Annotated in this window: 15 protein-coding genes and 1 tRNA gene; 4 read left to right on the forward strand and 12 right to left on the reverse strand. The window is 37.1% G+C overall.

Annotated elements, in window-relative coordinates:
* The first annotated feature begins 59 nt into the window (after window positions 1-59).
* On the forward strand, window positions 60-317 hold the full coding sequence (locus tag FC73_RS01620; RefSeq protein ID WP_010021286.1) for a hypothetical protein: 258 nt from the start codon (window positions 60-62) through the stop codon (window positions 315-317).
* 38 nt (window positions 318-355) lie between these two features.
* Here the strand turns inward: FC73_RS01620 and FC73_RS01625 are convergent, their stop codons facing one another.
* Window positions 356-1,723, reverse strand: a complete 1,368-nt coding sequence (locus FC73_RS01625) for an FAD-dependent oxidoreductase (protein ID WP_010021285.1) — start codon at window positions 1,721-1,723, stop codon at window positions 356-358.
* Between the two features lie 322 nt (window positions 1,724-2,045).
* Entirely contained in the window at window positions 2,046-2,258 is a 213-nt protein-coding gene (locus FC73_RS01630; protein ID WP_010021284.1) for a helix-turn-helix domain-containing protein, read from the reverse strand.
* A 280-nt stretch (window positions 2,259-2,538) separates the two neighbouring features.
* On the opposite strand from FC73_RS01630, the gene FC73_RS01635 reads away from it, so the two are divergent.
* The gene (locus FC73_RS01635) at window positions 2,539-3,162 is read left to right on the forward strand and encodes a helix-turn-helix domain-containing protein (protein WP_010021282.1); all 624 of its coding nucleotides are present in this window, start codon (window positions 2,539-2,541) and stop codon (window positions 3,160-3,162) included.
* Between the two features lie 76 nt (window positions 3,163-3,238).
* Here the strand turns inward: FC73_RS01635 and FC73_RS01640 are convergent, their stop codons facing one another.
* The 6 genes from FC73_RS01640 to rnz form a co-directional block, all read right to left on the reverse strand.
* Window positions 3,239-4,357, reverse strand: a complete 1,119-nt coding sequence (locus FC73_RS01640) for an alpha/beta hydrolase (RefSeq protein WP_010021280.1) — start codon at window positions 4,355-4,357, stop codon at window positions 3,239-3,241.
* Between the two features lie 166 nt (window positions 4,358-4,523).
* Window positions 4,524-4,612, reverse strand: a tRNA-Ser gene (locus FC73_RS01645).
* A 65-nt stretch (window positions 4,613-4,677) separates the two neighbouring features.
* Window positions 4,678-5,199, reverse strand: a complete 522-nt coding sequence (locus FC73_RS01650) for an adenine phosphoribosyltransferase (RefSeq protein WP_010021279.1) — start codon at window positions 5,197-5,199, stop codon at window positions 4,678-4,680.
* A 23-nt stretch (window positions 5,200-5,222) separates the two neighbouring features.
* Entirely contained in the window at window positions 5,223-7,538 is a 2,316-nt protein-coding gene (recJ, locus tag FC73_RS01655; protein WP_010021278.1) for a single-stranded-DNA-specific exonuclease RecJ, read from the reverse strand.
* A gap of 18 nt (window positions 7,539-7,556) precedes the next feature.
* Entirely contained in the window at window positions 7,557-7,955 is a 399-nt protein-coding gene (locus FC73_RS01660) for a lipopolysaccharide assembly protein LapA domain-containing protein (protein WP_010021276.1), read from the reverse strand.
* Entirely contained in the window at window positions 7,952-8,899 is a 948-nt protein-coding gene (gene rnz, locus FC73_RS01665; protein WP_010021274.1) for a ribonuclease Z, read from the reverse strand. The genes FC73_RS01660 and rnz overlap by 4 nt, the downstream gene beginning before the upstream one ends.
* A 107-nt stretch (window positions 8,900-9,006) precedes the next feature.
* Here rnz and FC73_RS01670 point away from each other — a divergent pair, with 107 nt between their 5' ends.
* Window positions 9,007-9,285: a hypothetical protein gene (locus tag FC73_RS01670; RefSeq protein WP_010021273.1), complete on the forward strand. Its 279-nt coding sequence runs from the start codon at window positions 9,007-9,009 to the stop codon at window positions 9,283-9,285.
* A 41-nt stretch (window positions 9,286-9,326) separates the two neighbouring features.
* Here FC73_RS01670 and obgE read toward each other — a convergent pair whose 3' ends face one another.
* On the reverse strand, window positions 9,327-10,631 hold the full coding sequence (gene obgE / locus FC73_RS01675) for a GTPase ObgE (protein WP_010021272.1): 1,305 nt from the start codon (window positions 10,629-10,631) through the stop codon (window positions 9,327-9,329).
* An 18-nt stretch (window positions 10,632-10,649) separates the two neighbouring features.
* The gene (uvrC, locus tag FC73_RS01680; RefSeq protein WP_010021270.1) at window positions 10,650-12,458 is read right to left on the reverse strand and encodes an excinuclease ABC subunit UvrC; all 1,809 of its coding nucleotides are present in this window, start codon (window positions 12,456-12,458) and stop codon (window positions 10,650-10,652) included.
* A 120-nt stretch (window positions 12,459-12,578) separates the two neighbouring features.
* Between uvrC and FC73_RS07040 the strand changes: the two genes are divergently transcribed.
* Window positions 12,579-12,746: an SPJ_0845 family protein gene (locus FC73_RS07040; protein WP_010021268.1), complete on the forward strand. Its 168-nt coding sequence runs from the start codon at window positions 12,579-12,581 to the stop codon at window positions 12,744-12,746.
* A 33-nt stretch (window positions 12,747-12,779) separates the two neighbouring features.
* Here FC73_RS07040 and yihA read toward each other — a convergent pair whose 3' ends face one another.
* A complete protein-coding gene (gene yihA, locus FC73_RS01685; RefSeq protein WP_010021267.1) occupies window positions 12,780-13,367 on the reverse strand; it encodes a ribosome biogenesis GTP-binding protein YihA/YsxC in 588 nt (195 codons plus the stop codon).
* A gap of 20 nt (window positions 13,368-13,387) precedes the next feature.
* Window positions 13,388-14,674 (reverse strand): ATP-dependent Clp protease ATP-binding subunit ClpX, encoded by a 1,287-nt coding sequence (gene clpX / locus FC73_RS01690; protein ID WP_010021266.1) that lies wholly within the window; start codon window positions 14,672-14,674, stop codon window positions 13,388-13,390.

The raw sequence follows: 14,674 nt of genomic DNA on the forward strand, positions 1-14,674 counted from the left end.
TACACTGATAACGAATTAAAATTAATTGGGAGTATAATAACTAAGAAAGAAGGGATAACATGAAACGAATTACAGTCACATTTCCAGCACCTGGAAAATCAGAAACCAAAACCATTAAAGTGGACCATAACAACCAATACGTCATGGAATTAACTACTTTAGAAAATCTAGCTCCTGACGGACATTCACTTGAGATCAAATTTCTTCCCGGTACAAGTGAGGATTTTCCTGAACGTGGAACCACGATTTACTTAAATGGATTTGACCAAACGTTTAAATTATCAAATGGAGATATTTTAGTTACAAAAAGTATGTAAAAAAAGGCCTGTTGACTAGTCAACAGGCCTTTGTGATTTTATTTGTGATCTAGTTTATCTTGAGCTTTTTGAGCTGCAATGTTCATGATGTTCCATGGACGATCAAAACTAGGTTGGAAGAAGAAGTCAGCATATGCTAAATCATCAACAGTCATGTGTTGTTGAATTGCTAACGAAATAGTATTGATATTAGCTGTTACATCACGTTTTGACATAATTTGAGCACCTTCAACTTCACGAGTCTTAGGATCAAAGGTCAACTTGAAGTATACTTCAGCGTTCAACTTATCATCGTGGACAAATGGAGGAACGGCAGTATCAACGACAAAGACTGATTCGACGTCAACGCCAGCTTTTTCAGCAGTAACGTCCTTAAAACCAGTTGAAGCAAACTTGTAGTCAAAAACATGCAATCCTGATGAACCAGAAACTTCAGTAGTCTTTCGTTTCTCATCATTAAGGTTCATGGCAGCTGAACGTCCTTGACGTCTAGCGTTAGTAGCTAAGGCAATGATTTGCTTCTTGCCAGTAGGTGCGAAGGTAACTTCGGTTGAATCACCAATGGCGAAGATATCAGGCTGATTGGTACGTTGGTATTCATCAGTCTTGATCATACCCTTTTCATTAAGATCAACTTTTCCTTTAAGCCAATCGGTAGCAGGACGAATTCCAGCTGTTTCAATAATCAAATCAGCATCCCACTGATCGCCATTAGTTGAAATAACTGATGAAACGTTTTCGTCATCGTCACCAACATATTCTTTAACACTTTGGTTAAGTGCTAATTTAACACCATGTTTCTTAAATTCAGCTTCCAAGATCTTAGTGAATTCAGGATCCAGATAAGTAGGAAGAATGGATTTACCAGTATCAACTAAAGTAACGTTCTTACCGGCTTTGGCAAACGATTCAGCTGCTTCAATCCCAATGTATCCACAACCAACAACCGTAACGTTATTGATTCCAGGAGTTACTTCAGCTTCCTTCAACTTGATGGCCCAATCACGTCCACGCATTGCGTAAATGTTACCTAATTCCTTACCAGGAACTGGAAGTTGGAATGGGTTAGCACCAACACTCAAAATTAATTTGTCGTATTTTTCAGTGCTTTCTTTACCATCATTGACGTTTAAAGCAGTTAATGTATGGGCTTCTGGATCAACATCAGTAATTTCAGTGTTAATGTGAACATTTACACCTAGTTTTTCCATTCCCTCTGGAGTTGCATAACTTACAGAGTTAACGTTCTTAACAACGTTTTGAAGATATAATTCAATTCCACAAGATAGAAATGATACGAAATCTCCCTTTTCATACCATTCGATGTCAGCATCAGGGAAATCTTTTAAAACTCCTCTAACAGCTTCGAATCCACCATGTGATGATCCAATTACAGCTACTTTCATATCTGCTTCCTCCTTCAATATTTAAAATTGTCGTTCTCTATGAACATTTTTATATTACCACGCAATCACCCTTCCGTACCATAAAATGACCCATATTTAACAAATTATTTGTACACAATTTTATTGAACCACTTGTAAATTAATTAATTAGTAGTACTTAATTTAAAATAAAAAACGTAGACCAACTAAAACCGTCAGTCTACGCTGTGAAATGTTTTGAAAATTACCACTAAATGTACTAATACTAATCATCAAGACGAAGCAATCATTATTAGTACGATTAGTTTTTAAACCGTTATAACTATATGAACAATTAAGGAATCTAAGAAACCTTAATATTTAGATACTTAAAAATCTGTTTCCTGATTCTTTGTGACTTAGGACTCATCTCACCATGGATTGCACGGTTCAACTCAACTGGTGAAACATCAACAATTTTCGACATATCTACTTGGGTTAAATCTTTGTTAATCAAAGCAACTTTGATTTTTTTGAAGACCTTTTGCGCGTTACGCTCTAATTCAACGTTAGCCATTGTTGACTCCTCCTTTCGCAATTTATTAATTAAGTTATTGACTATGTCTATCCTTTGGAATAAAATGAAATTATACTAAAAACAATGGAATGCCATTAAACTATTTTCTTCGAGGGAACTAGTTTAGATGCCTTTGTCATTGAGATTATTATTTTGGATTGACTGATCAATTACTTAACTAAACTAATTATCAATCATATAAAATAAAATGTCAATGATTTTCTCTATTATTTGAAATAATTTATTGGACCAACCATTTCAGTACAAAGGAGAAACAATTTTGACAACAATTGAACGAATTAAGCGCCTTGCGAGAATGCGGGGATGGTCACTTCAGTTAGTGGCACAGAAAGCCGGAATCGGGATCAACAATATTTATACATGGAACAAGAAAACACCGAGCACTAAGAGTTTAGATAAAGTGGCTAAGGTCCTTGGGGTTTCAATTGACTATCTATTGGGGAACACTGATAAACTGAACTATCCAAATGATAATAAAGACAAATCAAAAGTTAATGAAGCTGTTGATCTTCCTATCCTTGGTAGTATTGCTTGTGGGAAACCTATTTTTGCGGAACAAAACGTCACAGGATACTTTCCTACCCTAAAAAACGATCTTCCAAGTGGGGATAATTTCTGGCTTAAATGTGACGGGGATTCAATGGACCCTACCATTAAAAATGGTGCTTACGTCCTAATCCATTACCAACCAGAAGTTGAAAATGGAGACATTGCAGCCGTCTTACTAAATGACGATGAGGATGCCACCCTTAAACGGATTAGTACCCAAAAAGATCAGACTGTCTTAATTCCAGATAACAAGCAATATCCACCAATTATCTTGAACAAAGATAATCCGGGAAAGATTATTGGAAAAGCAATTCGCATGCAATCGGAACTATAAAAATATTTAATTAAAAGGGAATTCCATTCAACGGAATTCCCTCTTTTTATTTAATGAAATGAAGCAATCCGATCACTCAATTTTCAAATGTCCAGGCGCTCATTTGCCTACAAACATCCTCGGATTGTGGCACAATGCCGAATTTATCTAAAAATCCATGCATCATACCTTCGTAACGTATCAATTGAACATCATTATGAAAAACTGCTAGTTTATTAGCAAATTCGTCATCTTGGCTTTTCAAGCAATCATATCCGGCAGTAACAATTAACGTACGTGGCATTTGTTTTAATTCACTAGTAGCCATGTTAATTGGTGAAATTAATGTTTCACTCATCGAATGTGGTTCAGAATAAACCCTTCCCAAATAACCCAAAGCTTGAATATTCCCACTGTCCATATCATTAATTAATTTCTGTTGTGATTTTGGTAAATCTGACAAATTTTGATAACTAGGTGCCGAGTCATTTTGCACCATCGGATAAATTGGAACTATTCCTTTAACTAAATGAGTGTCCTTCTGTAAATCTAGGTAAGCCATCTCAATTGCAATATTTCCACCGGCACTATCACCAGCAACATATAAATGATTAAGATCGATTCCCAGTTTTTCCGCATTATCACGAGCAAATTTAACCCCTTGCCAGCAATCTGCCAATAAATCATCAGCATTTACTTCAGGAGCTAAACGATAGTCAACATTAATAACCGTACCACCGATTAATTCTGCTAATTTACGACAAAAATTACGCGATACCGCGGGACCATTTCCAACAAAATCACCACCATGATAGTAAATAAAACATGGCTTCTTGACAGTGGGTCGCTTGAAAAATTGGCTCACTTGTAAAATCACATTGCCTAGGTCAACGTCTTTAGTAGTGACATTATATGCCATATCCACATTTGGCGTGCCCATTCCCTTACGAAAAGCTATCGCTTGTCTTTCGGCATCGGTTTTTGGTGTAAATTTCAATCGCTTAGTAACGGTGCTTGATTCAGAACTTAAACTGCTATTTTCTTCATGATCTCTAAGAACCACATCATCCAAACCCTCTTGTTTAGATGATGGCTTTACACAAATTAATAAATTACTGTTGTTACGATGAAACTCACTTATACCATAAACATGTGAAATTTGATTTAACCGCTTATAATATCGTGACATTGATGGGGTCCATAAAGTATTAGTCATGATCTATCACTTCTTTATCTTATTTACATAAGAATACCATTTTATGTGACAAAATAATTGATCAATCATCTCACAAAATAAAAAGTCCTACCGCCTATTTAAGACAGTAAGACCAAACATCTACATTACCAACTAATATCTTGATAACGAATTATCCATATAAGTAAGGCGAGTACAGGATTTGAACCTGCGCGCCGGCTATAAACCGGTTCGCCGGATTTCGAGTCCGGTGCATTACCACTCTGCCAACTCGCCATAACTAACACTACTCAAGTATAATCGTAAAAAGTACAACAATCAACACGAGTAGTGCCCTTAATTTAATTATATTTAATGAGACTCAGAATATCGTAATCCTTAATTTTGTCGCGACCCTTTAGGTCCATCAACTCAACAATAAAGGCCGTTCCAACCACAATTCCACCAAGATCTTTCACTAACTCAATGGTTGCTTCAATGGTTCCACCAGTAGCTAACAAGTCATCAGTCACTAAGACCCGTTGCCCAGGTTTAATGGCGTCTTCATGCAAATAAAGGGATGACTGTCCGTATTCTAGTCCATATGTAGCTTTAACCGTCTTGCCTGGCAACTTCCCCTTTTTTCTTGCGGGAGCGAAACCAATCCCAAGTTCATATGCAACCGGACATCCAACAATAAAGCCACGAGCTTCAGGACCAACAATCATGTCAACATTTTTTCCCTTAGCATAGTTAACAATCTCGTCAGTTGCTTGGCGATATGCTTCTCCATCTTCTAGTAACGGCGAAATATCACGAAAAGTCACTCCTGGTTCTGGAAAATTAGGATAACTTGCTACATAATCTTTTAAATTAAGAGCCATAAAAAATACTTCCTTTCTTATTATCAGTTCCCAATCCCATTAACAATTTTAACCAAATCACTTGGAGAAACATTGAAAAGGGCATCCTCCACCTTTAACTGTTCTTCACGCAATTGATAGGTAGGAGAAGTTGACAAATTCTGTTTGTCTGGGTTACTGATCCCATTCAAAATCCCGTTTTGAATGGTAATAAAACCAAGTTCATTAAAAACCTGTAGCATAAACACAAGAACATTCGCAGGAACCTGCAGATGTTGGGCCACAGATCTAATATTATCAGAAATCTTCACATTTTTATTAGTTTCAACGAACTTAAATAGTTTAGCATACTGAGAACGTTCTGGCATCCCTAAAGACAAAATATGATTCTTTTTATATAAATATAGGATAATCTTAGGGTTTTTAAGGTGATTAACTAATTTTTTGAATTCATCCAATGTCTCAGGACAATCAACAATATAAACTGCCCCATCGCTAATATCTTTGTTGACATTAGATGCTAGAAGAGCTTGAGAATGAGGACCCACATAGGTTTTTAATTGCTGGTACAATTTCGAGTTAAAGAAAATATACGTCCCGTCATTTGCAAACATGGACGTGGTTAATCTGGTAGTCCTTTTATCCAGTACCACCGTTCCATCTACCTTAAGATCATCAACCATCAACTGAATGTTAGTATGGCCCTTCCATTCATTTTCATTTAAGGTCCCAGCAACATTTACATTAGCGGATAATGAAGATACTTCTGAAGCGGTCTCTCCCATTCCAAAATCAATGGCAGGAATTCGAGAGTGCTCTCCTACCAACTGAAATTTAAGGTGATCTTGCGATTTACCAATGGCTTGGACATTTGTTAACGTAACGGGTTCAACATCGAATCTGGGACATTCATTATCAGTACCAAATGGACTGAGAGTTTGAATCTGTTGAAATAACTTTTGATCAATCTCATCCAGTGTAACTTTAAAATCAATTTTAAGAGTTGGTTTCTGTGTCAAATCAACCTGTTGGTTAGCTGCTGATTGTTCAAACTGCTTAGCCAACTTATCAAGGTTAGCAGCCGGAACCGTCAATCCAACGGCCATGGCATGTCCACCAAACGCATCCATTAGATCACGCTCACCATCTAAAGCTTCAAAAAGATCAAATCCCTTTACACTTCGCCCAGAACCCTTGGCCGTCTGATTCTTATCATCAATACTAACTACCACAGTTGGTTTATGAAATTTATCCTTAACCCGACTAGCAGCAATTCCTAACACCCCAGTATGCCAATTTTTACCTACAATTAGGAGGGTTTCTCGGTCACGATTTTTAGGTAAACTAGCCTGTTCAATCGCCTCATCGGTAATCGAACTAACCAATAACTTTCTTTGATCATTCTTCTTTTCGGTTTTCTTGGCTAATTCATTGGCTTGGTCATCATCAACCGTTGTCAACAAGTCAACGCCCATATTAGCATCGCCCATTCTCCCAAGAGCATTTAGTCGTGGGGCAATATTAAAACCAATGTCTTGTTCATCAACTTGATCTAGATCAATTCCAGCTCTTTTAATTAATGCTTTTAATCCTGGTCGAACCGTTAAATGAATCACATTTAAGCCAAACTGAACAAGTGCTCGATTCTCACCTGTAAGGGACACCAAATCAGCCACGGTTCCAATTGCAGCTAGATCTAGCTTATCTTGCGGGATCTCATCCATCAGTGCCGTAGCAAGCTTAAAGGCAACCCCTGCACCAGATAAGTACTGAAATGGATAAGTGGGCTTCCCTAACTGAGCATGCACAATGGCATATGCATTTGGCAACTTTTGAGGTAATTCATGATGATCCGTAATAATTACGTTGCAGTCTAATTTGTTGGCCTCTTCAATCGCATCAAAACCAGCAACTCCATTATCAACAGTTACAATCAAAGAAGTTCCACTATCAATTATTTTTTGAAAGGCTTTAATGTTTGGACCATAGCCATCTTTAAAACGATTGGGAATGTAGTACCGCACATCTGCTCCCATCTCTACCAATGTCTCATAAAGAATAGACGTACTAGTCAGGCCATCGGCATCATAATCGCCATAAACGGTAATTTGTTCGCCCTTTTCAATCGCAGTGTCAATTCGATCAACCGCTTTTTGCATATCATGCATTAAAAATGGATCATTTAAATCGGATGTATCGGGATTTAAGTAGTGCTTAATCTTATCAGCATCATCATAGCCACGTTCAAACATCAACTTAACGACCAATGGTTCCAGACCCAATTCACTTGCTAACTGATTAACAGCATCGCCATTAATATTATTTTGTTTTAACTTCCAATTATACTTTGAAGAAAGCAAATAAGGATCCTCTTTTCACTATTTTTCGTCGTCTTTTTGTTGTTTATTAATTACATCTTCTACGTTGCGATTATCTTGATTAACTTTTTGTTTACTAATTGAATTCTTAAGTTGCATTTGCAGTGAATCAACTTGCTTGTTCAGATCAGTAACCTGATCCTTTAATCCGTCAATGACTTTTTGTGAATTACGGCTCTCTTTCTTCCGTTGAGATCCATTTTTAAACGAACTAATCATTGATAGCAGGAACATAATTAATGCCCCAATTAATAAAGTTAGTAGGAGTACAAGAATTAAAGGCATTTTAACCGTAGTAAAACCAAAATTAATTTCAGCACTTGACATGTTCAATAGAACAAAAATAGCCACAATTACAATCAAAACCATGCTTAGAATCATTGAAATTTGCTTTTTCATTTTGTACTCTCCTCTCCCTTATCAAAGGGAATATCAATAAAATCAAAGTCTTTAACTACCTTAGTATTTGGAAAAATCTGTTGTGCCTGTTTCTGTAATTCATGTGCCATCTTAGCAGTATATCTTGCCGAGATATGGGTTAATAGTAACCGCTTCACGTTCGCTTCTTTGGCCGTATTAGCAGCCTGAATATTAGTAGAGTGATAATAGTTATGGGCTAATTTAGCTTCACCCTTTCCAAAAGTGCTTTCGTGGACTAAAACATCTGCATCTTGAGCTAATTCATTAATGGTATCAACTTTTCTTGTATCTCCCAGAATAGTAATAATTCTTCCCTTCTGAGCTTTCCCAATATAGTCGTTCCCATTGATGATTCTCCCATCATTAAGCTGTATGGTTTTTCCCTGCTTAAGTTGGCCATACAATGGTCCTGCTGGGATATTGTTTTCACGAAGTTTATTAACAAGCAACTCGCCGGGATGGTCATGTTCAACAATTCGAAATCCCCAACTTTGAACTTGATGATCAAGTTTTTCAGCATAAACCGTGAATTTTCTACCCTCAAAAATTTTGCCAGGCTGACCTAGTTCAACGTATTTTATTCTATACCCTAACTTAGTCTGAGTCACTTGCAAACTAGTCTGAACGTAGTTTTTAATCCCATGAGGTCCATAAATGGTCACTGGATCATCGCCACCTTGAAATGAACGACTTGATAACAATCCTGGTAGACCATAAATATGGTCCCCATGAAGATGGGTAATAAAGATTTTATTGATTTTACGTGGCTTTAAGGTTGATCGCAAAATTTGTTGCTGGGTTCCTTCACCAGCATCAAACAACCATACGGAATTAATCTCATCTAATAACCTTAAAGCGACACTGGATACGTTGCGAAACTTACCAGGAACTCCAGCACCAGTTCCAAAAAACTCTAATTGCATATTCTATCGTTCCTTTTTGACACTCAAATTTTTACACTCGTGAAGAACTACCATATAATTGTAGCATATCACATTGGCAATAATAAGCTGAAATCTAGGTGACTATTTTGAGATTAAACGAATTCTACGTTTCATCAGAAGATTTAAGTAACTCATATAAGATCTACGTTGAGATTAACAAAGATATTTTCCCAATTTTTGATATTGAATTTTCTGACCAAAAAATACTACTAGTACCAAATAAATATAAGCATCCCTTAACATTAAGTCAATTTAACACAAGAACCAGTCAATTAGATGATCATTTATCCTTATTCTGTAAAACCAATGAAATTCCAAAACTATTTGGCTATCGTTTAAAAAATGATCAATTGATATTTGGATAAAAAAGGATGGTCCAGTTAAGGACCATCCTTTTTTATTAGAATTATTCAACATACGAAAAAGTGAAATCTAAAATTGAAACAAGGTCACCATTCTTAGCACCAGCGTCTCTAAGGGCCTGATCTACTCCCATTCCACGGAGCTTACGAGCCAACCTTAAGACTCCCTGTTCATGTTCCGTATTGGCCATTTGAATCACTCGTTCAATCTTATCTCCAGATAGAACCCAAGTCCCATCTTCATCTTTAGTTAATGTAAATGGCTTCTCATCCTCATCCGCACGATAAACCACTTCTTTGTTTTCCTTAGCTTCTTCAGCTCCCATAATTGGAAATTTAGGAGCTTTATCAAGGGCTTGACTGGTTTCTCTAATTAACTCTTTTAGCCCCGTGTGAGTTACTGATGAAATCGGAACAATTTCACTTGCAACGTGATCGTTGTGATCGGATAACTCCTGTTTAAATAACTGTAAGTTTGCCTTCGCGTCTGGCATATCCATTTTTGAGGCCACAATAATTTGGGGCCGCTTCAATAAACTTTCATCGAAGTTAGCTAATTCATGATTAATCTTTTGATAATCATCGTACGGATCACGACCCTCAATTCCACTCATGTCAACCACATGTAGGATGACTCGTGTTCTTTGAATGTGCCGTAAAAATTCAAAGCCTAATCCAACTCCCTTAGAAGCTCCCTCGATTAGACCGGGTAAGTCGGCAATCACAAAATCATTTCCATCATGATTTCTTACAATTCCAAGATTAGGAACAATGGTCGTGAAATGGTATTGAGCTACTTTAGGTTTCGAAGAAGTAATTGCACTCAATAAGGTTGATTTCCCTGCTGATGGAAAACCCACTAATCCAACGTCGGCTAACAATCTTAACTGAAGTTCAATTTCCATTTCTTGGCCTGGCTCACCGTTTTCAGCAATTTCAGGAGTTGAATTCTTCGGCGTAGCAAAGTGAACGTTTCCTCTTCCACCACGACCACCTTTGGCAATGACAACTTCATCATTGGACTTAGTCAAATCTGCAATCGGTTCACCAGTTTCCGAATTATAAATCGTGGTTCCATCTGGTACACTTACGACTAAATCTGGAGCACTAGCACCCGTCATTTTCTTATTTGCACCATTGCCACCATTTTCAGCTTTAAACTGTTTTTTATACTTAAAATCCATCAAAGTGGACATCCCAGTGTCAACTTTAAAAACAACGTTTCCACCGTGTCCGCCATCTCCTCCAGACGGTCCGCCATTGGGAACATATTTTTCACGACGAAAGCCAACCATTCCGTCGCCACCTTTACCAGCTTTGACTTTAAACTTTACTTGATCTACAAACATAATTTCTCCATTTTCTAGCTAGTTTTTCATCATTTTAGCTACTGGCACATCATTCTCGAAAGTAAACTTAACGGTCTGAGCAACCTTCTTTGAGATTCCAAGCGCTTGAATGTCATCTACACTAGCATCTGCGATATTTTTAGTTGAACCAAATTTTCTCAATAATTTATTCCTTGTCTTCGGTCCAACCCCTTTAATACTATCTAACCTTGAAGTCATCGAATTCTTGTTATGGAGCTGATGATGATAATTAATGGCAAAACGGTGAACCTCATCTTGCACCCGTTGAACAAGATAAAAGGCTTGGCTTTTTGGATTTAAATTAATGTGATGATCATTACTACCGAATAATAAATCAGCAGTTTTATGCTTATCATTTTTGACCATTCCAGCTACCGGAATGTGAAGGTCGAGTTCGTTTTCCAAAACATCCTTCACGGCATTCATCTGAATCTCGCCACCGTCCATTAGGATTAAATCAGGCATCTCAGCGTGTTCTTTTAATAAACGTGTATAACGTCTTCTAATAACTTCACGCGTGCTAGCTGCTTCATCAGCATGATCAACGGTCCGTAACTTATACTTTCGATACTTCTTTTTATTAGGCTTACCATCTTCAAATACTACCATAGCAGAAACTAAATCGGCACCAGAAATGTGGGAATGATCAAAAGCCTCAATTCGACCAATATGACCAATTCCTAAAGCATTACCGAGTTCATCCATCGCACCAGTGGTCTTCCTGCGATCCATCTCCATTAACTTAAACTTCTCATTTAAGACTAATCGAGCGTTATGCTCAGCCATATCTAGTAAGGCCCTTTTCTGCCCTCGTTGTGGAGTTCTAACCGGCACTCCGATCATTTTTGAAAGAACCTCATGACCAATTGATGCTGGTACCAAAATTTCTTTTGGTGGAATTCGATCAGAATCATTATAAAATTGGACAATGTAACTAGTCATTTCTTCATTAGAGGTACTAATAATTGGAAATAATTTTTTCTCACGCTTCATTAGACGAGCCTGACGAATGAAGAAGACTTGAACCGAGAGCCAGCCCTTGTCAGCATAAAAATTAAATACATCGCGGGGAGTATTATCATGGGAAATAATCTTTTGTTTCTCAACGGTAGCATCAATGTAATGTAATTGATCACGCAGTTCGGCTGCCCGTTCATATTCCATGTTATTTGACGCCGTATTCATTCGTTTAGTTAATAATTGTCTGGCAGGTCCAACGCTACCATTTAAGAAGGATTTAATCTTTTTAATTTGAGCATCATACTCCGATTTGGGAACCTCTTTAAAGCAAGCTCCCAAACACTGGCCCATGTGGTAATACAAGCAAGCCCGCTTTTGATAACCATTACAACGCCTTAATGGATACATTTTCTGTAAGAAATTCAACGTTTCATCCGCCGCATAAACGTTAGGATATGGTCCAAAGTAGTACCCGCCATCTTTTTTAACGGTATTGGTAATCAACATCCTAGGATCACGTTCGTTGGTAATTTTAATGTATGGATAACCACTATGCCCCTGCTTCAAACGTACATTATAGTAGGGACGATGTTTCTGAATTAAAGTAATCTCAAGTAAAAAGGCTTCCTTATCATTTGAGGTAATGATGGTTTCAAAGTCAGCAATATTTCGCACCAACTTTGCTCGTCGACCATACTGAGTACTTTTAAAATAAGATCGAACTCGATTTTTTAAATTTTTAGCTTTCCCAATGTAGATAATCTTGCCATCTTTATCTTTCATAATATAACAACCAGGTTGATCAGGAAGCAACGTTAATTTTCGTTCAATTAAATCGGATGCCATGAAACTCCCTCCTTTCCGATAAGTGTCACTGTTACAATTATAATGAATTAGTTACAGTTTGTATAACAAACTGACATTAAGTGATTTTTTTGCTATGATGAAGTTAAAGGAGCGATCAATATGGGACTAAAAATTAGAAGAAATGAAGATCTTGATGCCATGTTCAGTAAATTCGCTAAAGAAAATCCGAAAGATCCTAACCGTGCTAAATTTTTAAATCATAAGAATAAAGAAGATCAACGCGAATCAAAAAAGAATAAAATTTTGGATCAAGATAAAACCAAATAAACAGAAAATCAGCTGTTCACACAGCTGATTTTCTTATGACTTAATTTGTTGTTCAATCCAATCCCATACTTGATCAGCTCCCACTTTTGTCTTCGCAGAAAACATGACCAATGGTTCATCATCTTCTAATTCTAATCCTTTACGCAGGATCTGTTCTTGCTTTTTCCGTTTACTTTTAGGAATTTTATCTACCTTAGTAGCCACGTAAAGTACCGGGATTCCATAATAATCTAACCAATCACGCATTTGAATATCATAATCACTTGGCGCGTGTCTTCCATCGATTAAATTAACTACACCACGGAGTTGTTCACGCTGAGTTAAATAGGTTTCAATCATCTGAGCCCATTTTTCCCGCTCTGATTTTGATACTTTAGCATATCCGTAACCAGGAACATCCACAAAGTAGAATGCATCATTAACCCGATAAAAATTAAGGGTTTGGGTCTTCCCTGGTTGTCCAGAGGTGTGCGCATAGTCCTTTCGATTAATTAAGACATTTGTTAGAGAAGATTTACCAACATTAGAACGTCCTAAAAAACCAATTTCAGGATAACCAGTACTGGGATACTGTTTAGGATCAACAGCACTCATTACTAGTTCAACATCATTTACATCCATCATTATCTCCGTTCGATTACTTAGTTACGGTTTAATACCATTTTGGGTTCTTTGCCACCGTTAACTGATTCAGGCGTAACAATTACTTCTTTCACGTCATCACGACTTGGAAGTGAATACATAATATCACGCATAACACTTTCAATCATCGAACGTAGTCCACGAGCACCAGTATTTCGAGCAATTGCCTTTTTTGCCATTGCCTTAAGTGCATCATCTTCAAACGTCAAGTTAACTCCCTCAAGTGAAAGTAGATTTTGATACTGCTTAACTAACGCATTCTTAGGTTGAGTAAGAATTTTGACCAGATCATCCTCACTTAATTTGTTTAATGCAGTTAAAATTGGTAAACGACCGATAAACTCTGGAATTAAACCAAAATTCATTAAATCTTCAGGGATTACTTTCTGCATAATATCCTCATCAGCAACATCTTGGGTTTCATGGTTATCGACGCCAAAACCAATGGTCTTATCACCCAAACGTCGTCTAACAATATCCTGAATACCATCAAAAGCACCACCAACAATAAAGAGAATGTTTTTGGTGTTAATCTTAATAAATTCCTGACTAGGATTCTTTCTGCCACCCTTTGGTGGGACGTTTGCGGTAGTTCCCTCTAAGATTTTCAGGAGCGCCTGCTGAACTCCCTCACCGGATACATCACGCGTAATTGAGACATTTTCAGCTTTTTTAGCGATTTTATCAATTTCATCAATATAGATAATACCCTTTTCGGCTCTATCAACATCATAATCCGCATTTTGAAGAAGTTTTAAAAGAATATTTTCAACATCCTCACCAACGTATCCTGCTTCAGTAAGAGTGGTAGCATCAGCAATTGCAAACGGTACATTTAAAATCTTTGCAAGCGTTTGTGCCAAATAAGTCTTACCGGATCCAGTTGGTCCGATCATAGCAATATTACTCTTTTGAATCTGAGCATCATCATAAGAATGATGAGTTTGATTCTTTTCTTCATTATCACTTTCATCACTATTTTCAGAATCATTTAAAGCTTTAATTCTCATATAATGGTTAAACACAGCGACCGCTAAGGTTTTCTTAGCTTCATCTTGACCAATCACATACTCATCAAGCTTTTTAACAATTTCACTTGGAGTAAGAACATTAATGTCCTCAGTGGTAGTCTTGTTTAATTCCTCGCTCATGATCTGTTCGCACAAATCAATACATTCATTACAAATATATACGCCTGGTCCAGCCACGATCTTCTTTACTTGATCCTGTGACTTTCCGCAAAAGGAGCAAGTAATGGTCTCATTTTGATCTGAATCATCATACAT

The organism is Fructilactobacillus fructivorans (assembly GCF_001434095.1).
Taxonomy (GTDB): Bacteria; Bacillota; Bacilli; order Lactobacillales; family Lactobacillaceae; genus Fructilactobacillus; species Fructilactobacillus fructivorans.